Origin of the sequence: Desulfosoma caldarium, from assembly GCF_003751385.1 — a bacterium.
Taxonomy (GTDB): Bacteria; Desulfobacterota; Syntrophobacteria; order Syntrophobacterales; family DSM-9756; genus Desulfosoma; species Desulfosoma caldarium.
On sequence record NZ_RJVA01000009.1, the window covers coordinates 485,505 to 505,740 of the forward strand.

The window sequence follows — 20,236 nt, forward strand, 5'->3', positions numbered from 1 at the left end:
CCTCTTACCCCTTCCACAGACCGTGAAGGTTGCAGTACTCGCGCGCGTAGACATTTTGCGCCTGCACACAAAAAGTGGCTTCGGGAGCGTCCCCGGGCTTCAGGAAGTGAAAGTAGGAAATATCATCGGCAACAAGCTCGATCCATTGAATGTAGTGTTTTTCTTCCATGGGATGGGCCACGCTGCCCACCTTGACCTTGTAGCCGTCGGCCGTCTTTTCCACCACCGGCACATGCTTTTCTTTGGCTGCGTCCACAACGCCTTCCTTTTGCAGGACCATGGGCTGGCCGCAGCAGACTAATTCGCCCTGGCCTCCCCAAAGCACTTCCACGATGTTTCCACAGACGTCGCACTTGTACACTTGTCGTCTTTCCGCCATTGGTTCATTCCTCCTTGTGTGGGTTGATTCATGAGTTTTCTTGCGCGGCTGGAACAGGCACGCCCCGTGGTCAGACATGGCGTGCCGAAAGCTCGCCGCTGCACGGCATCACCTCGGCACACCATGACGCATCGCCAAAACTTTTCAGTTTTCGCCGCAGCGCAGCATGCTTGTCTTCACCCAGAAGGTCCCCCACGCCGTCACGCCTTGACGGCCTTCAGGACCGCATCGTAGTCGGGTTCTTCGCTCGTCTCTTTAACCAATTGAACGTGCTTGATGACGCCGTCTTTTCCAACCACAAAGACGGCTCGCGCCAGAAGGCGTAATTCCTTGATGAGTACACCGTAAGCCTGCCCAAAGGAAGCGTTTCGATGATCAGAAAGCGTGAGGACCCGCGTCACACCCGCCGCACCGCACCAGCGCTTTTGGGCAAAGGGCAGGTCCATGCTGACGGTCAGCACGACAACGTCTTCACCCAACTTTTCCGCTTCCTGATTAAAACGCCGGGTTTCCATATCGCATACCGGCGTATCCAGGGATGGCACGGAAGACAAGATGACCGTCTTTCCCTTGAACTGGGAGAGGCGCACGGGTTGAAGATCATTGTTGAGGGCTTCGAAATCAGGAGCCGTATCTCCTACGGATATGACGGGCCCCACGAGGGTCAAGGGGGAGCCTTTCATGGTGACGGCGCCGGGTCTTTCTTGCATAAGCATTCTCCTTCGTGAGGTCATGGGGTCAACGAACTCGTCACGGATTGCCGTGATCCACCATGGAGCCTTGTTTTGCGTGTAACTTTAAGCGTCCCCTTGAGCATCGTCAACTGTTGCCCCTTTTTTTCACAGCCCTTTCACGGGTTCCAGGATGACTCGAACGTCGGCCACCGTGGCTCCCGAACCCTTTGGATGAACCAGGACCGGGTTCATGTCCAATTCCTTGATTTCGGGATGATCCAAAACCAAATTGGAAAGGCTGACGAGATAGCGCTCCAAAACTCCTGTGTCTGCCTCGGGGCGCCCGCGCACCCCCTTCAAGAGGTCGTAGCCTCGAATGCCTCGAATCATGCGCCGCGCTTCATTGCGGCCGATGGGGGCCATGCGAAACTCCACATCCTTGAACACTTCCACAAAAATGCCCCCAAGGCCGAACATGAGTAGCGGCCCAAAGACGGGGTATCGGGTCATGCCCAAAATGACCTCATCTCCGGATGGAGCCATCTTCTGCACCAAAACTCCCAGAATCTCCGCCTCAGGGTTATAGGCCTTGGCGTTGGCCACAATGGTGTCAAAGGCTTCTGCGACCTCTCGGGGCGAGGCCAGGTTGAGGCGGACGCCTTTGGCGTCGCTTTTGTGCAGAATCTGCGGCGAGACGATTTTCATCGCCACCGGAAAGGTGAGGCTGGCGGCGTAATCTACGGCCTCTTCCCGTGTTGACGCCACAAAGGACGGCAGGGTCTGAAAGCCGTAACAGCGCACCAACTCGGCCCCTTCCCATTCAGTCAACGCCATTCGGTTCTGCTGTAGCGCGGCTTCAATGATCAGCCGTGCCTTTTCCTTGTCGTGCTGCAAGGAAAACTGGGCAAGTTTTTGCCGATTTAGCCAACTGGAGTAACGGTACAGCGCGCCAAAAGCCTTGGCGGCATGCTCGGGAAACCGATACACGGGAAGGCCGTGTTCCTGAAGGACCTTGACGCCGGCCGAGACGTCAAAGATGCCCATGAAACAACACAGAATGGGTTTTTGAGTCCGCTGGTCGATCTTCACAATGGCCTTGGCGGTTTCCAAAGCGTTGGTCATGGACTGAGGGGTCAGAATTACCAAGGCGCCGTCCACCCCTTGGTCTTTGATGACGGCTTCTAGAGCTTTCTCGTATCGGTCTTGGGTGGCGTCCCCGATGACATCCACGGGGTTGTGTAAATTGGCCGTGGCGGGCAGATGGCTTTGCAGAGCTTCTACGGTTTCTTCGCGGAACCTAGCCAATTCCAAGCCGGATGAAATCGTCATGTCGGTGGCCACAATGCCCGGACCGCCGGCATTGGTCACAATGGCCACCTTGTTGCCCAAGGGCGTTTTTTTTCTGGCAAAGGCTCCGGCAAAATTAAACAATTCTTCGATGGAATCCACGCGAAGGATTCCTGCCTGCTTGAAAATAGCCTCGTAGACGGCTTCCGACCCGGCCAGGGATCCCGTGTGTGAGGCGGCAGCTTGAGCTCCGGCCACCGTGCGGCCCGATTTGATGACCAGAACTGGGGTCGGCCGATCCCCTGACGTGATTTCTTTGACCTCCTGAATGAATTCCGGACCTCGGCGCAGCTCTTCCAGGTAAATCATGATGACCTGCGTGTCTTCATCCTGGTGCAGGTAGCGCAGGAGATCCAATTCGTCCACATCGGCCTTGTTGCCGATGGAAATGAACTTGGAAAACCCGAAATCCCGTTCCGCGGCAAAGTCCAGAACCGACGTACACAAGGCACCACTTTGAGAAATAAAGGAAATATGGCCCGGGGCCGGCATACGGTTGGAGAAACTGGCGTTCATGCGCACCGAAGGATGTGGATTGATGACCCCGAGACAATTGGGCCCCACAAGGCGCATGCCCGCCTCACGGCACCGCGCCGCAATGCTTTCTTCAATGGCCCGCCCCTCTGGCCCGACCTCTCGAAAACCTGCGGACACAATGACAACAGCCTTGACCCCCTTTTGTGCTGCCTCATCCACCACAGCCAGCGCCGCTTTGGGCGGCACCACCAAAATGGCCAGCTCCACCGGATCGGGAATGTCCTTCAAGGTGGGATAGGCCTTGACGCTCAGCACCGAGCGTGCCGCAGGGTTGACGGGATAGAGGATTCCCGTGTAGCCGCCGCGTAAAATATTGGCAAAAAGATCATGACCGACCTTTCCGGGCACGGTCGATGCGCCCACAACGGCCACGGATTTCGGAGAAAAAATGGCATCCAAGCGTTCCATGAAACCTCCCTGATCATCATGGCGCCAGCTTCAGCGCCACATCAACGATTCCGTTCAAGACAGATGCTCAGGCGACCGTGCGCTGATCTCTTTTGGCGCAGGTCGCACAGCGCGATGCGCTCTTACGGCGTGCGCCGCTTCAACTGTACGCTTTGCCGCCCGGGCGGCTTATTCAAAAACTCCACGAAAGAAGGCCCTCGCAGTTCGCGTCCGGGGCAGCGACCTTGCGGGCCATGCCGACAACAACTTGATAAGTAATATTTTTTTTTTTCTTTCGAGCGTCCTTTTGTGTTAAGGCCTCTCACGAGGTGAGACGGGATGCCTGCATGACCACCTGGACCGTTCGCGTCCTTGGCCCGTCGTAGTCGCACAGAAAAATTCTTTGCCATGTGCCGAGAAGAAGTCGTCCCCGCTCCACAAGCACGGTCACGCTGGACCCTGTGAGCGTCGTCTTAATGTGGGCCGCCGCATTGCCTTCCATATGCTTGTAGTCGGCTTTCCATGGAATCAGGCGGTCCAACGTGCGGAGCACATCCTCCATGACCGCCGGATCCGCCCCTTCGTTGATGGTCACGCCCGCCGTGGTATGAGGGACGTAGACGCAGCAGATGCCGTCCTCTATGCCGCTTTCTCGAACCTTTTCGGCCACCAGGGCCGTCACGTCCACCGCGTCACTGCGCGCCGATGTCTTCACCTGAAAGCTCCACCGCTTCATGGGCCCCCTCCTTTTGCATCACTCCAAAACAAGGCGAGGCACATAAAGGCCCGCCGATGTCTGCACCAGTTCTTCCTCAGGCGCTATGGTCACCTCGTGGAGGCGTCGAAAATCGGATTCCAGATCATTGGTGATGAACTTATGGAAAACAGCACAGGCCATTTCCACGACTCGGTTCAGGATCGGGCTCAATCCCGAATCCTCGACGGTGCGCACATGCTCGGCCAAAGAGAAGATTTTTTCGGCCTCGTTAGGCTCATTGCTGTCCATGAGCCACCATAGAGCCAGTTCCTCCCAATGCTTGGCAAGAAGGCGACACGCCGTCAAAGGCAGAAGGCGCCGGGTGGCCGAGCGCAGAGCTTCCAGCACGCGCTCGCGCTTGAGATGCTCTGACACTTCAATGACGCTGTCCTGAAGCGTCCGCAAAGTGTGCACCACCGCTTCAAGAGCTAGCGAATCGGGGAAAAGGGACTCGTAGGGAATGATGGACACGTTTTGAGTGAGAAAATCCACAAGATCGTGCATCTCGATGTTTCTCAAGGGTGTCCGTCCCTTTTCTTCCCACAGCTGCACGAATAGGGGGCGTGCATCTTGCAGAGCGTGAGGTTGTAGGAGCTTTCGTGCCTTGGCCACATGAACCCTCTTCTCGTTGGGTAAGCGGCCCAATTCGGCCATAGTTTCCAACAGACGCGCCAAGTGGCCCAGAGGAATCTCATGGATTCGGCTTTCCATTTGTTCGGCGGCCTGGCGCAGCAACTTTCGAAAACTCTTTCGAGACATGGGAACCACAACAAGGTCATGAAAAACCAGCCCGGCGCCCAGCAGCAGCGAGACTCCGTAGGGCTGCCTCTCGTCCCTGGCATGCACAAAGGCGCCGTAGTGAAATAAGCCCTCTTTGACGCCGACAACCATGAAGCTCTCGTTTATCACCTCTTCGGCCTTGATGAGCACTACCGGGGTCGATTTTTCGGCCAACGTCAAAGGCTCAGGTTGCACAAAACCCTTTTGGCGAAATCGATAGGCAGCTTGGCGCACGATTCTTGCCAGGCGCTTGTCCCGAACGATGCCCTGCAGTTCACAAAAGGCGCGAAAACACACCGGGCTGCCTTCCAGACTCAAGGCTTCCAACAGGGCTGCCGCCAAGACTTCGCGCCGGGCCAAAGCCTGTTTCAGGCTTCTCAGACAATTCTCCAGGCTTGGTCCCTGTGGGTCCTGCATGCGAAGCCGGTCCATAAAAAAACTCAGTTCCGCTTTTTCGTTCTCGGAAAGCTTCAGTCCTTTTTTCGATTCCTTTTTCTTGCCCATGGCGACGCTCCTGTTTCACTCGCCTCTTGTTTTGTCCCTGCACGCTTCGTTTCAATGATTTTAGAGGTTATAGAACCTGCAGGCAAAGAAAAAGCCCCGGAAAACAAAGTTTCCGGGGCTCGATAAGCACACACTCTGTGGGAAGTTATTCTCGCTCTTGCGCCTCCTCTCGAGGCTCAATGATGAGCGAATCCGCCACCAATTCCCACAGGTATTTCACTTCCACGTCCATGAAATCATACTCTTTGCGCAAACTCTTCATGATCTGGTCGCGGCAGTTGTGACAGGGGGCGATGAGCAACTTGGCTCCGGTGTCTTTAATCTGCTTGGCCTTTACACGACCATAAAAGATGCGCTCTTCCACGTACGGAGACGCCCAGGCCCCGCCGCCTGCGCCACAACAAAAATTGTTGGCCCGATTCGGGTACATCTCCACGAAATTTTCACAGCACTGTTGCACCACCCACCGAGGTTCTTCGTAATAGCCATGCCCGAAGGCCCGCTCGCTTTTACGCCCATAGTTGCAGGGGTCATGGTAAGTGGTCAGTTCATGGTGAATGGACTTATCTACCTTGATGCGGCCTTCTTCCAGGTACTGCTTCAGGAGATCATGAACGCTGACAAACTTCACGCCTTCATCGGCAAACCACATTTGCAGACCAAGCCTGGTCGCATAATAGGCGTGCCCTCATTCAGGTAAGACCAGGTACTCGCACTCGAGTTCCTTGTAGTTTTGCACGATGCGCCCGACGATTTCCTTCATGGCCGCATCGTCGCCCGTAAATAAGCCCCAGTTGACCCCTTCCCAGTTTTTGGACGCCACCGTCCATGATTCATTGGCGGCGTAAAGAATGCGCCACCAGAACATCATGTCTTCGGGTTCCGCAAAGGGCTCCTTGGAATTGATGGTGAACAGATATTTAGCCCCCTTCTTGTCAATGGGCACTTCAAAACCGGGCAGCTCCTCGGCCAGTTCGGCAGCCAAGTCTTCCAGAAGATACCGGAAATCTTCCTCGGGAATCCCCACGTTGTTGCCGGTCTTAAGGCACATCTCCACACCTTTGTGCAACACGCCCGGCACTTTGTCCCGTTCACGCATGGCACGGGCAGACCGCAACAGCTTCAACAAATCAATGTTCATGGGACACGCATGCTCACACCGACCACACAAGGTGCAGACCCACGGAAACTTGGAATCCACCACCTCCTGGTCCAGGCCTAGAACGGCTAAACGCACCACCTTGCGCACATCCAGGCCGTCCACCCCTGTGACGGGACACCCGCCGGCACAGGTGCCGCACGTCAGGCACAGCTCGGCATATTGGCTCGCCAGCTTGCGCCTTTCTCGTTTCGTCAACAGCAACGGCTCCATCGTTCTCTCCCCTGACTCGGTTCCCGTTTCATCGTTTCCATCTATATCTAACACAAGACCAGCGCGCTTAAAAGTAATTTTTCCCCAAGGCCGCCTGTGAGGCTCGGCTAGTATTCGTTGGGCAAGGAGGCCAGTTTTTCCATGGAAAACACGGGGCCGTCTTTACACACGTATTCCGTGCCAATATTGCAGCGACCGCACATGCCGATGCCACACTTCATGCGCATTTCTAGACTGGTGAAAATGCGATCCGGTGGAAATCCCAAATCGGCCAATACGGGCAGCGTGAATTTGATCATGATGGGCGGGCCGCAGACGATGGCGTAGGCGTTGTCCGCGCTAGGCGCCTTTTCCTTGGTCACGGCCGGCACGAACCCCACGTTGTATTTCCACTGGGGATCGTCCGTGGCGTCCACCGTCAAATGCATGGTAATGTCGTCGCGCTTCTCCCAGGCCACCAGCTCGTCCTTGTAGAGCAGCATGCCGGGGTTGCGGGCTCCGTAGACCACCGTGATCTCACCATAGTCTCCGCGATGGGCAGGGTCCAGCATCCACACGATGGATGAACGCAAGGTGGTGAAAGCGAAACCGCCGCCGATGATGACCACGTTTTGACCTTTCATCTCGTCCCACGGATACCAATTGCCCAAAGGACCGCGCACGCCCATAACATCGCCCGGTTTCATGTTGTGCAAGTAACTCGTCACGCGGCCCACGCGGTTGACGGTGAACATGAGTAAGCCCTTTTCGGTGGGAGACGACGCGATGCCGATGGGCACTTCCCCTTGACCCGCCACAGACAGTTCGGCGAATTGTCCGGGTCTATAGTCAAAAGACGCCGCATCCTCCGGATTGAGAAACGCCAGCTTAAAGGTTTTCAGGTTCCGATCTTGAGTTTCCGTGATGATCTCTTGAATTTTCACAGGATAGGGCAGATAGGGATTCTTCACCTTGGTCCTCCGATCAATCCACCCGGGCAGCAGGTCTCATGGTCCTGACGGGCATGTCCGCGATTGGCTCTTTCCCGGGCTTTTCGACTTCCTTTTTGTGGGAGCGCCGCACAGCGGGAGTGGGTTCGCCGCATGTGCCACATCCCCATGGCACCTTTCCTAGCAGGCTCCTAGGTGGTCGGGCACACGCAGGACGCCGTCATCATACTCGCCACCCGTCGAATGTCGATGTTCACGGGGCAGTATTGAACACATCGGCCACAGCCGACACAGGCCGGCCCATTGCCGTATTTGTCCACATAGTACTTAAATTTGTGCATAAAACGCTGGCGTACTCGCTGCAGCTTTTGGTTTCTCGGGTTATGGCCAGATCCGTGCAAAGTGAACAGGGGGAACATGCATGAATCCCACAGGCGCACCCGCACGCCTTCATCACGATGCACCTCGTCTTGGATGTCAAAGCACCAACACGTGGGGCACAAAAAGGTGCAGGTGCCGCAGTTGATGCATGCAAACTGCACTTCCTCCCAAAAGGCTGCATTAAATAACTCGTTGGTGGCTTTGTCCCGCAGGGGATCGGTAAGAAAGAGCCGGGGAAGGCTCTTTTCGGCTTTTTCGGCGATGCTGCGTGCTTGAGAGACGTGATCCTCGGAAGCCGGCTCCCCATCCGGCACGTCGGCCAACAGGGCTTGGCCAGCTTCGGTCACAGCTTCCACGAGATAGCCGTCGGCACACTCGGTCATGAGCACGTCCAGAGCGCTGCGGTCAAAAGGCCCCAATCCCACGGATGTGCAAAAGCAGGTGCTGCAGGGTTCATGGCAGCCCAAGCCCACGAGAACAGTGGACTGACGGCGTTTCTGCCACCACGGATCCACGTACTGATCGGTGATGAAATTGACATCCACCAATTGAAAGGCCTTGGCGTCGCAGGGGCGAATACCCCACACCACGCGAGGCCCCAAGGCTTTGGGAATCTCTTCCAAAATCCCTTCCTTGGGGTCCCCCTTTTTCAGGGTGTACGCAAACATGGCTTCCGCCGGAGGATGCATCAATTCCTTGGGAGAAAGCCGCGTGTTTTGATAGGTCAGATCCACGTGGTGGGGACGGTTCACGAGCCGAAACCGATGAGCGTCACCTTCCTTGACCGGCGCAAAGACTTGAGCCCTGTCCATGATGCGGCCGATGACAAGGGGCATTTTTTCCTTGGGCACGTAGATTGTCAGCATGGATTCATCCTCTGTCGCGTTGGTTCTCGGCTGATGCGGCTTCGCGTCTGGATCATTTGATAAAGTCCTGCGGGTCGTCCGGTCTGTAAGTATCCAACGGCGGCCGCCCTTCCACAACCAGGCCGGCCTCATAGCCATACAGGGCCTTCACATCCTTTTCCAGCTTCTTGGTCAATTGGCGAACCGGTATATTCATGGGGCAGGCCCTTTCGCAGGCGCCGCAGTCCGTGCATCGTCCGGCCAGGTGAAACGCGCGCAGCAGATGAAACGTGCGAGTGTCCGTGGCGTCCAGGGTCTTGCCCACCCATTGAGGCCGGGATTCGTCCACGAAACAGGTGGGGCAGTAACACATGGGGCAGGCATTGCGGCACGCATAGCAGCGAATGCACGGCGCCAGAAGATCTTCAAAGTGGCGCCATCGCTCTTCGGGAGTCATGGCCTCCACGCGGCGCACGTCCTCATAGCGGTCCACATCGCTCTGTTCCGGCACTTCCTCCCCGAGAAGTTCATCGTAAAGGACGGGGTTGCGATGCGTGCAGATGCGGCAATTTTCCTGAAGAAATTCCTGCCGAGGCAACACCTCGTCAAAACCTTTGCCCGACACCTGCAGTTGGGAGCCGTTTTCCGTCACCTGCACAGGCTCCCGCCCTTGCAGAAAAGCCCACACCTTGCGCCGATCCACCATGCCGTGGCACGGTGCGCCCAGGATATAGATCTGCTGTCTTTGGAATTGATTTTCTTGGATTTGTAAGACGATATTTCGACTGTCACATCCCTTGGCCACCACGGCCACACGGTCTTTGCGCTTGACCAGGTAATTGGCGAGATTGACGCCGCAAAAGCTGTTCCACACCAGTTGGTTGACCTGGTCAACGTGGCGAATGAAAACGGGCTCGCTCATCATGGGGATCGTGCCTTGACGGAAGCCGATCACACCGTCCACTTTTTTCTCCGCAAGAAGCCGTTGGGCCGCCTCTCGAATCTTCTTCGTATACGCCTCCATCTATCCCACCTCAGCTTGACAGGCCGCATTCACCGGCGCCTCGACATCATCCCACATCGGTTTTGTCTTGATAAAATGCCTGGCCGGACCCACGGACCGCACGGCTTCCACCACCTCTCGAGCCGTCTCCGCAAACTTGGACGCCTCTGCCGAAGAAATCCACGAAAAGTGAAGGCGTCCCGGTTCAATGCCCGTGTATTCCAGGAAGTTCTTGAGCAAAGCGAACTTGCGCCGCGCATAATAGTTGCCTTCGATGTAGTGGCAATCGCCCGGATGGCAACCGGACACCCACACACCATCGGCACCGTGGCGCAGCGCGGCCAGAATAAATTTGGGATTGATGCGGCCGCTGCACGGCACGCGAATCACTCGAATGTTCGCAGGATACGGCAACCGGCTGACACCGGCCAGATCCGCCGCGCCGTAGGAGCACCAGTTACACAGAAATGCTATGATTTTGGGTTCCCAGGAATTCATCGCTTTCGCTCCCAGCATGGTCTTTTAGAGGCTGTCGATCATGGTCAGGATTTGCGCATCATCGAACCCTTGAAGCTGAATAGCTCCGGAGCGGCACGACGCCACACACAAGCCGCATCCTTTACAGAGGGCCGGATTGATCTCCGCCACGCCGCGCTCATTGAACCGAGGCGCCGAATAAGGACAAATGGCCACACAGGTGCCGCACGCACTGCACAAGAACGGATTGGTTCGAGCTACCGTTCCCGGAAAGTGAATCCGGTCCCGGGCCAAAAGGGTTGCCGCTCGCGCCGCCGCGGCCTGGGCTTGCGCAATGCTTTCCTCCAATGGCTTCGGATAATGAGCGAGGCCGCAGAGGAACACGCCGTCCGTGGCGAAATCCACCGGGCGCAGCTTGGCGTGGGCTTCAATGAGAAAGCCGTCTTCGTTCATGGGCACTTTAAAGAGCTGGGCCAGAGCCTCATCGGCGTTGGGCACGATGGCCGTGGCCAAGGTGACCACATCGGCCGGCAACACCACGGGGCGTCGCAAAATGTGGTCGGTGACCGTAACGGTCAGACGGCCGTCGGCCTGCACCACCTTGGGTTTGTCCTCCAAAGAGTACCGAATGAACAGAACCCCCGCTCGCCGTGCCTCCTGATAGAGGCGCTCCCGCTCCCCGTAGGTTCGAATGTCCCGATACAGGACGTAGACCTCCGCGTCGGGGTTGCGCTTCTTGATTTCCAAGGCGCTCTGGATGGTGTGGGTGCAGCACACGCGACTGCAATAGGGCCTCTGGGGCTCCCGGCTGCCCACACATTGAATGAAGACCACAGACTGAGCCTTTTCAATCGCCGGATCCTGCGCGCGCAGCTTTTGATCCAGTTCCAGGTGGGTGAGCACCCTTGAATCCTGTCCGTATAAATACTCGTCGGGCTTGAATTCCCGACCGCCCGTGGCGATGACCGCCACGCCGTGTTCCACCGTGACGGGTTCCGCGCCATTTTGGATCACCGATTTAAAGTTGCCCACAAAACCGTCCACGTGGGTCAGCCGCGCCTGCAGATGGACCGTGATGTTGGGGTGTTGGAGAACGCGTTGCTGCAGCTGCGCGACATGTTTCTGAATGTCTTCGCCGCGCCACGTGTGGTTCAGATTCAGAGCCTGACCACCCAGCTGCGCTCCACTTTCCACCAGATCCACGGGGTAGCCCTGATCGGCCAAACTCAAGGCCGCCGTCATTCCTGAAACGCCGCCCCCGAGCACCAAAGCGCGCCGTGTGACGGACAGTTCTGGCTCCGACAGCGGCTCCAAAAGGGCCACCTTGGCCACGGCCATGCGCACCAGATCTTTGGCCTTTTCCGTGGCCAGAGCCGGATCCATGCTGTGCACCCATGAATCGTGGTTGCGAATGTTAGCCATTTCAAACAAATACTTGTTCAACCCGGCATCGGCCATGGTTTCCTGAAACAACGGCTCATGTGTCCTGGGCGTGCAGGCCGCCACCACAATGCGGTTCAACTGGTGTTCGCGAATGACCTTTTTCATGACTTCCTGCGTGTCCTGCGAACACGTGTAGAGGTTGTCTGCGACGTACTCGACATACGGCAGGGACTTGGCGTATTCGGCCACGGCCTTCACATCCACCACGCCGGCAATGTTGATGCCGCAATGGCATACAAAGACGCCGATGCGAGGAGGTTCTCCGTAGACGTCGCGTTGAGCTGGAATTTCCTTTTCCTTGACCAGCGTGCCGCGCACCGCTCCCAAAAGCCTTCCCGCGGCCGCCGCCGCCGCACTGGCCTCCATGACCGATTGGGGTATGTCTTTGGGGCCTTGAAAAGCCCCGCACACAAAGACACCGGGTCGGGAACCGGCCACGGGGTCAAAGGAAGAGTGTTCGGCGAAAAGATCCTCGTTGAGTCGAACGTTCAGCCGGTCGGCCAAAGTCTTGGCGTGCGCGGGCGTCTGCAGCCCCACGGACAACACCACCAGATCAAAGACTTCTGAGACCACCCGGCCGTCTTCCGTGACGTAACGGACTTCCACGTCCCCGCCACTGCCCGGCACTTCTTCCAAGCTGTGGACACGGGAGCGAATGAAGCGCACCCCGTGCTCTTCCATAGCTCGGTTGTAGTACCTCTCAAAGTCTTTGCCGTGCGTGCGCATGTCCATGTAAAAAATGGCCGCCTCCAGATCTTTGCCCACATGCTCCTTGGCGATGACCGCTTCCTTGATGGCGTACATGCAGCAGACGGCCGAACAGTACGCATGGTCGCAGTGGTGAATGTCTCGGGATCCAACGCACTGCAGCCACGCGATCTTTTTGGGTTCCTTGTGGTCCGACGGCCTCACCACATGGCCCATGGTGGGACCCGAGGCCGAAAGAAGCCGCTCGAATTCCATGGCCGTCATCACGTTGGCCAGCCGCTTATAGCCGTACGTGTCATAGAGGCTGGGATCAAACGGTTCAAAACCGGGCGCCAAAATCACCGCCCCCACCTGAAGCTCTCGAACCCTTTCTTGGTCCTCATGCACCACGGCGTTGGCCAAACAGGCGTCCACGCAGCGGTAACATTCCGAACAAACGCCGCAGTTCAGGCACCGTTGCGCTTCGCGGCGCACCTGCTCTTCGCTGAAACCCAACTGCACTTCGTTGAAATTGCCCCGCCGCTCCTCGGGACTCAGCCGCGGCATGCGCTCTCGAGGCATGCGATCGTAGCCTTCCGTCGGCACATCCTGCACCGCTTCCCAGCGCTTTTCGCGCCCCTTCTTCAAATCCTCACCGCGCAAAAACCGATCAATGGAAATGGCCGCCTCTTTCCCCGCCGCAATGGCTTCAATGACCGTGCGCGGCCCCGTCACCGCATCGCCTCCGGCAAAAATGTCCGGATCGTCCGACTGCAAGGTCACCGGATCCACCTTGAGGGTTCGCCAGTCACTGAGCGAGCAGGCACATTCCGGCGTCAGACACGCCCAGTCCGTCTCCTGGCCGATGGCCGCAATCACCGCATCCACTTCCAGAATAAAGTTGGATCCCGGAATCGCTACAGGTCGGCGCCTTCCGCTGGCATCCGGTTCTCCAAGGGCCATCTTGACACATTCGATGCCCTTGACCTTGCCGTCTTCCCCAAGGATCCGCACGGGATTGGTGAGGGTGAGAATCTCGATGCCTTCCTCGCGGCACTCCTCGATCTCTTCCTCATTGGCCGGCATCTCCGCTACGCTTCGTCGATAAACAATAAAGGGCTTCGTGGATCCCGTGCGCAAAGCCGTGCGCACACAGTCCATGGCCACGTTCCCGCCACCCACAACCGCCACGCGGTCGCCCAAATAGATGCGTTCCCCCAGGTTCACGTCCCGCAGGAACCGCACGCCCGGAATCACCCCTTCCAGATCCTCACCCTCGATGCCCAGCTTCTTGCACTCATGCGCTCCAATGCCGATAAAAAACGCCTTGTAGCCCTGCTCGCGCAGCTGCCCGATGGTGATATCCTTGCCGATCTCCACGCCGGTTTTAAATTCCACCCCCATCTCGCGAATGACCTGGATTTCCGCTTCAACGATCTCCCGAGGCAGCCGGTAGGACGGAATGCCCACCGTCAGCATGCCCCCGAGAACCGGCAGCTTTTCAAACACCGTCACCCCATAGCCTTCCTGAGCCAGGTAATAGGCGCAGGTCAACCCCGCAGGGCCGGATCCAATAATGGCCACCTTTTCGTCCCGCTTCACCTTAATGTCCGGCACAAACCGGGTTTCGGCTTTGAGATCCAAATCGGCGATGTAGCGCTTGATAAAATCAATGGCCACCGGCTCATCCACCGTGCCTCGCCGACACGCCGTCTCACAAGGATGGTGGCACACCCGGCCGCAAATGGCCGGAAGCGGATTGTCCTTCTTGATGAGTTCCAAAGCCTCGCGATACCGGCCCTGGGCCGCCAGAGCCACGTAGCCCTGAACCGAAATGTGCGCCGGACAGGTGGCTTTGCACGGAGACGTTCCGCGCTTTTCAATGGCAAAAGCCCCAGGTACCGCTTGAGCGTACCGGCGGTACGCCGCCCGCCGCTCGCTCAAACCCATGTCATACTCGTTTTTCAAGCCCACAGGACACACCCGAGCGCATTCCCCGCAGCCCGTGCATTTGTCCACATCAATGAAACGCGGCTTCTGCCGTATTTTCACCCGAAAATTCCCGGGCTCCCCCTCCAGGGCTTCCACTTCACTCAACGTCAAAATTTCAATATTCAAATGCCGGCCGACCTCGACCAGTTTGGGCGAGATGATTCACATGGCGCAATCGTTGGTGGGAAAGGTCTTGTCCAACTGGGCCATCACACCCCCAATGGACGCCTCCTTTTCCACCAAATACACGTAATAACCCATTTCCGCCAAATCCAGCGCCGATTGCATGCCCGCAATTCCACCGCCTACCACCAGGACCGATCCGATCAGGGGGGTGCTCGTGCCGTTGGAGTTCATGGTCTTTCTCCCTGTCCACTCGAGATTCAAAAGGATACTTCACTTGATGTCGGCCGTGGTACGGCTCACGTCCCTCCAGGATTCCGCACAAAAGACAACGCGACGGGTAAGTGTGCTGCACGGCCGAAATCCCTTGGGGTTATAAAGCAGCCCTTCTCACAGAGTCAAGCCGATGTGGCGAGAACTCCTAAGGTTTCATTGCATGTCACTTTTTGGGGGATGGGGTTGATCTGTGGTTTGGTTCGGCACCAAGCACCTCGCGAACCTTCCACAAAAGCGCTTGGGCCGTGAAGGGCTTGGAAATGAAAAAGGAGTCCTCGCCCCCGACACCGCGATGCACGAGAATATCCGCTGTGTATCCGGACATGAACAGACAGGCCGCCTCGGGATGCCACGTTTTCAGTTGATCCCACAATTCCCGACCGCTCATTTGGGGCATGATCACATCCGTTAGGAGCAGATGCACGGGATCGGACGTCTTTTCCGCCCATTGCAGGGCCGCTTGGGGCTCTGAAAACGCATGGACCCGGTAGCCCCCGTTTTCCAGAACCGACTGGGCTAATTCCAAGACGGCGGGTTCGTCCTCCACCAAAAGCACCGTCTCTCCTGCTCCTTGCAACTCCTCTTCCGGCGATGGCCCCGATTCCGCGCGGTGCCCCTCGTCATCGACAATCAGGCGTGGGAAAAAGAGATCAAAGCGTGTGCCTCGGCCCGGAATGCTCTCCACGTCGATCCAACCATGGTTTTGTTTAACGATGCCGTAGACCGTGGACAATCCCAACCCCGTCCCTTTGCCCACTTCCTTGGTGGTGAAAAAAGGTTCAAAGATGCGCTCCAGGGTCTGGGCATCCATGCCGCAGCCGGTGTCCGAAACCGTCAGTCGCACATACTGGCCTTTAGGAATGTGAACGGGACCCGCCTTTCGAGTTCCATCCAGAACAACGTTTTCGGTCTCCAGGGTGATCATGCCCGTGCCTTGAATGGCGTCTCGACCATTGATCACCAGGTTGGCCACCATCTGATCCACTTGGGAAGGGTCCAAGAGCACCGGCCAAAGGTTTCGCCCGGGGCGCAGTTCCAAAAAGATTTCTTCCCCGATAAGCCTTTGGAGCATGCGGTGGGTTTCCGCAAGGTGCTCGTTGAGGTTCAGGGGCACGGGGCGAATCACTTCCTTGCGGGCAAAGGTGAGCAGTTGTCGCACCACGCCGGCGGAACGCTGCGCGGCCTTGTAGATTTCGTTGAGCATTCGGTGCACGCGATCCTCGGAACGCACCAACCCCAGGGCCACTTCGGCGTACCCCATGATGATCTGCAGCGCGTTGTTGAAATCGTGGGCCACGCCGCCGGCCAGGCGTCCGATGGATTCCAGTTTTTGTGCTTGAGACAACTGGTCTTCCAATTGCCTTGTGGTCGTGATGTCCTGCTTCAGACCCAAGTAATGGCTGATGCGTCCGGCTTCGTCCACTATGGGACAAATTGTGGCTTCTTCCCAAAACAAGGTGCCGTCCTTTTTCTTATTACAAAAAACACCCCGCCACACTTGCCCTTGCTTGAGTGCCGTCCACAAAGCGTCGTAAGTTTCGCGGGGCGTCTTTCCGGACTGCAAAATTCTCGGGTTCTGCCCCATGACCTCCTGAGGCGTGTAGCCTGTGAGGCGGCAGAACTGCTCGTTGACATATTCGATATGTGCCGAGGGATCTGTAATGACAATGGATAGAGGGCTTTGTTCCACCGCCTGCGTTAGAACCCGCAATCGGGCTTCCATGGTTTTTTGCGCGGTGATATCCGTCTCGATGCCGATCATGCGCAGAGGCTTTCCGGCATCATCGCGCTCGATGACCTTGCCGCGATCTAAAATCCACACATAGCCACCTTCATTGGTGCGCACACGATAGGTCGCTTCAAAATACGGCGTTTTGCCCTCAAGGTGTTCCCGAAGGCAGGACAGCACGCGGGGGCGGTCTTCGGGATGCACGGTTTCCGACCATGCCTTTTCGTCCTCCCAAACGCGCTTCGCATCCAGTCCTCGGCGTTCGGCCCATGCCGCATCTCGCACGATCCGTCTTTTCGACACATGCCAGTCCCAAGAACTCATGGACGCCGCCTCAAGGGCCAATTGATGTTTTTCCAGGGCTTCATGGAGCAGCTGCAGCGTGCGGCGCTCTTCCGTCTGGTCCCGAAAGACCAGCACACAACCCAGAATCTGCCCTGCAAGATCCACCATGGGCGCCGCACTGTCGGCAATGGGCCGTTCCGTACCGTTGCGAGCCATGAGCACTGTGTGGTTGGCCAAACCGACGGTCACCCCTTGTTCCAGGACCTTGGCCACAGGATCCGGCACGGGAACGCGCGTCTTTTCATTGACAATGCGAAACACTTCGGCACAGGGACGGCCTCGGGCTTCTTCGGCCTTCCATCCCGTAAGTTCTTCCGCCATGGGGTTCATATCCTGAATGAAGCCTTCCTTGTCCGTGATGATGACCCCTTCGGCCATGCTTTCAAAAGTGATTCGAAGAACTTCTTGTCGCTTTCGGCTTTCGCTCAAAAGCCTTTGGATTTCCTGCGTTCTTCGGCGCACTTGAGTCCTGAGCAGCACAATCCATCCAAAGGCCGCCATAACCACAACACCCACCGAGCCCAAGACCCAGACGATCGTGCGCCACGGAATTCGCGATGCCAAGGGAATCCCCATCCACCGTCGATCGATCTTCTGGAGCGCTTCCGGATCCAAGGACGCAAAGCCCTGTTCCACGGCGTGGAGCACATCTTCACGCCCTTGGAGCACGGCCCGATGAAGCCACCCGCTATAGAGGGTGAAGCCTTTTTTAAAAGACCCGTGGGCACCGTATTTGGCCAGGAAGTAATTGGCCGGCGGCTCATCCATGCAAAAAATCTTGACCGTGCCCGCCGCGGCGTCCCGCACAATGGCTTCGTAGCTGGGGTAAAGGATCACGTTCGTGATGCCTTTCGCCCGCAAAACTTCAATGCATGCATCCCCTTTTTTCACGGCGACGGCAAATCCCTTGAGGGCGTGAACATCCGCAAGGCCCGAGATAGTTTCGTGGTAATAGACGCTCACGGGGATTTCGGCATAAGCTTTTCCGAACGCCCAAACTTCGGCCCGCTGCGGTGTAAGGAACACCGTATCGAGGAGATCAGCTTGGCCTTGGCGAAACACTTCCTGAGCCTTCGCCCAGTCCATGGCCAGAAGCTGCACGGAGCGTCCGGTGGCTTTTTCCCATAGGGCCCACCGATCCACCAAAATGCCTCGAAGTCGACCTTCGGCATCTCGAAAAATGTACGGAGGGTAATTGTCGTCCAGGGCGACGCGCAAAGGCTGCCGGTCGGCGGCCTGCACTCCGGGCATGAAGACCGGCAGAGCCGCCAGAGTCCACAAGAAGCTCGTCACAAAAGCGAGGTACCCTACCCATAGCCGAACAGACCGCCGAAGCTTCGCCACCATGGCGCGCACTCCAAATAAACGGGATGTGGGTCAAAGGAAGCTTCTCAAAGAACGCCCCCACGGGTTTATGGTGCGGAAGCGGCGCCCAGGTCAATGATGGTTTGGGGCGAGCACCGCTTTCCGCATGATCGACTTTGGCACGGGATCACCAAGATGGTTCACAGAATGCGATGTGAAATCGCTTATGCCTTAGCCCAGGAAATATTGTCAAGGCGCCATCGCCCCAGCCCCCATTGTGGCCGAGTTCAGCATAAGGTTTTTGGTTCACAGAGCATGATCCGGCCAGCCACGGAGAGGCAATTCGCCCTTAAAGACCCAGCAACAGCTTGGCCGTGCCGAAATAGATCAGCAAACCGGTAATGTCCACAACGGTTGTTAAGGCGGGACTGGCCACGACGGCGGGATCCCATTGCATCTTTGCGGCAGCCAATGGCAGCATGGCTCCAATAACGGCCGCCGTCACCACTTGCAAACTCAGAGCAAGGGCGATCACGGCTCCGATTTGGACCAGGTTATATCCCGAAGGAATGTCCGAGCCCTGAGACAGGAACATGACTTTTCCCCACGAAAGCACACCCAGGGCCAGAGCAAGGAGGAAAGCGATTTGGAATTCTTTCAAAAACACCCTGAGCGCGTCTTTTGGAGAGATTTCCCGCAAGGCCAGGGCACGCACAACCACTGTGGCCGACTGGCTGCCCACATTGCCCCCCGTGTCAGCCACCATGGGCATGTACAGGGCGAGGATGAGCATCTGAGCGAGAGCCGTTTCAAAGCTATGAATAATGATGCCGGAGACCAAACCCAAAGCTGCCAAGCCGATGATCCAGTAGGCTCGATTCCTGAAATGCACCCAGGAAGGGGTCTTGAGGTACACACCGACTTCATGGCTTCCGGCAATCGCCATGAGTTTTTCCATATCTTCGGTGTGCTCCTGCGTGATGATGTCCATGGCATCGTCGTGCGTGATGATGCCCACCAAGGCGTCATCGCCGTTGATCACCGGCAGGGCGATGAGATCGTACTTCTGTATTTTTCGAGCCGCATCTTCCTGGTCGTCGTCCACGCGGGCAAAAACGACTTCCCGATGCATTATGTCCCCGACGAGGGCGTGCCGCGGGGCCACAATAAGCTCTCGTAACGATACGAAACCTAGAAGTTTACGACGCTCATCGACCACATAAGCGTAATAGATGGTTTCCTTGTCCGGGGCAATTTCTCTTAGATGCTCGATGGCTTCGGATGCCGTCATGTGCGGCGGCAAGGCGGCGTAGTCGGAGGTCATCACCGCGCCGGCGGTCCCTTCGCGATAGGCCGCCAAGCGCCGAATATCTTCCCGTTCCGCGTGAGCCAGCGCGGGAAGAACGGCTTCCCGCATGTTTTCCGGCAGCCTTTTGAAGAGGTCCGCGCGATCGTCCGCAGACATGTCGGCCAAAAGCCGGGCGAGTTCATCGCGCGGCAGCGTTCTAACCGCTTCCACCTGCAGGTCCTCATCCAGGTGGCTGAAGATCTCCGCACGCTGCGGTGGCTCCGCATGCCGCAGCACCGCCCAAAATTCATCCGCCGAAAGGGCGGCAACAGCATCGGCAACGGCTGCCGGGTGCTCTTGTTTGCAAAAAACTCGAAGGGCCTTGGAATCCCGGGCTGAGATCTTTTCCCTCAGCTCGTGAAGGGAAAGCGGATTTTTTTGCAGCATGGTTCACCTCCTTCTTCACCGCAGCCCATCGGGGGCGCGGCCGAAGGTGAACCGGTGGGCTAGAATTGCCTGCGCAGTACACCGATTAGGTCATAGGCCGCAACACACCCTCTGGGTTGCGTTGGGGAATCGTTCGATGGTTTGTGCATCAGGTGACGGGTTGTGGGTCGGCAACTGTGACTGCCATCCGACTCACTCATCATCCATCCTCCCCTGGTTGTCGTTGCGC

13 protein-coding genes are annotated in these 20,236 nt (G+C 57.3%); all 13 read right to left on the reverse strand.

The window, feature by feature from the left end; genetic code table 11:
- Positions 1-4: 4 nt before the first annotated feature.
- The 13 genes from EDC27_RS02755 to mgtE all read right to left on the reverse strand — a co-directional run bounded on the left by EDC27_RS02755 (position 5) and on the right by mgtE (position 20,007).
- Positions 5-379, reverse strand: coding sequence for a desulfoferrodoxin (locus tag EDC27_RS02755; protein ID WP_123289077.1), 375 nt, complete (start codon positions 377-379; stop codon positions 5-7).
- A gap of 200 nt (positions 380-579) precedes the next feature.
- The gene (gene tpx / locus EDC27_RS02760) at positions 580-1,089 is read right to left on the reverse strand and encodes a thiol peroxidase (protein ID WP_123289078.1); all 510 of its coding nucleotides are present in this window, start codon (positions 1,087-1,089) and stop codon (positions 580-582) included.
- 129 nt (positions 1,090-1,218) lie between these two features.
- On the reverse strand, positions 1,219-3,345 hold the full coding sequence (acs, locus tag EDC27_RS02765) for an acetate--CoA ligase alpha subunit (protein WP_123289079.1): 2,127 nt from the start codon (positions 3,343-3,345) through the stop codon (positions 1,219-1,221).
- Between the two features lie 301 nt (positions 3,346-3,646).
- A complete protein-coding gene (locus tag EDC27_RS02770) occupies positions 3,647-4,060 on the reverse strand; it encodes a secondary thiamine-phosphate synthase enzyme YjbQ (RefSeq protein WP_123289080.1) in 414 nt (137 codons plus the stop codon).
- Between the two features lie 18 nt (positions 4,061-4,078).
- The gene (locus EDC27_RS02775; RefSeq protein ID WP_123289081.1) at positions 4,079-5,365 is read right to left on the reverse strand and encodes a hypothetical protein; all 1,287 of its coding nucleotides are present in this window, start codon (positions 5,363-5,365) and stop codon (positions 4,079-4,081) included.
- A gap of 145 nt (positions 5,366-5,510) precedes the next feature.
- Positions 5,511-6,737 (reverse strand): (Fe-S)-binding protein, encoded by a 1,227-nt coding sequence (locus tag EDC27_RS16655; RefSeq protein WP_123289082.1) that lies wholly within the window; start codon positions 6,735-6,737, stop codon positions 5,511-5,513.
- A gap of 107 nt (positions 6,738-6,844) precedes the next feature.
- Positions 6,845-7,687 carry an FAD/NAD(P)-binding protein gene (locus EDC27_RS02785; protein ID WP_123289083.1) on the reverse strand — a complete coding sequence of 281 codons (843 nt, stop codon included), beginning with the start codon at positions 7,685-7,687 and terminating at the stop codon, positions 6,845-6,847.
- A 170-nt stretch (positions 7,688-7,857) separates the two neighbouring features.
- Positions 7,858-8,913 carry a 4Fe-4S dicluster domain-containing protein gene (locus tag EDC27_RS02790; protein WP_123289084.1) on the reverse strand — a complete coding sequence of 352 codons (1,056 nt, stop codon included), beginning with the start codon at positions 8,911-8,913 and terminating at the stop codon, positions 7,858-7,860.
- A 52-nt stretch (positions 8,914-8,965) separates the two neighbouring features.
- The gene (locus EDC27_RS02795) at positions 8,966-9,916 is read right to left on the reverse strand and encodes a 4Fe-4S dicluster domain-containing protein (RefSeq protein WP_123289085.1); all 951 of its coding nucleotides are present in this window, start codon (positions 9,914-9,916) and stop codon (positions 8,966-8,968) included.
- On the reverse strand, positions 9,917-10,393 hold the full coding sequence (locus EDC27_RS02800) for a hydrogenase iron-sulfur subunit (RefSeq protein WP_123289161.1): 477 nt from the start codon (positions 10,391-10,393) through the stop codon (positions 9,917-9,919).
- Between the two features lie 24 nt (positions 10,394-10,417).
- Positions 10,418-14,851, reverse strand: coding sequence for an NAD(P)-binding protein (locus EDC27_RS16865; RefSeq protein ID WP_170161535.1), 4,434 nt, complete (start codon positions 14,849-14,851; stop codon positions 10,418-10,420).
- Between the two features lie 205 nt (positions 14,852-15,056).
- Positions 15,057-18,314 (reverse strand): PAS domain S-box protein, encoded by a 3,258-nt coding sequence (locus EDC27_RS02815; RefSeq protein WP_148045660.1) that lies wholly within the window; start codon positions 18,312-18,314, stop codon positions 15,057-15,059.
- A gap of 307 nt (positions 18,315-18,621) precedes the next feature.
- The gene (mgtE, locus tag EDC27_RS02820; RefSeq protein ID WP_123289088.1) at positions 18,622-20,007 is read right to left on the reverse strand and encodes a magnesium transporter; all 1,386 of its coding nucleotides are present in this window, start codon (positions 20,005-20,007) and stop codon (positions 18,622-18,624) included.
- Positions 20,008-20,236: the final 229 nt, after the last annotated feature.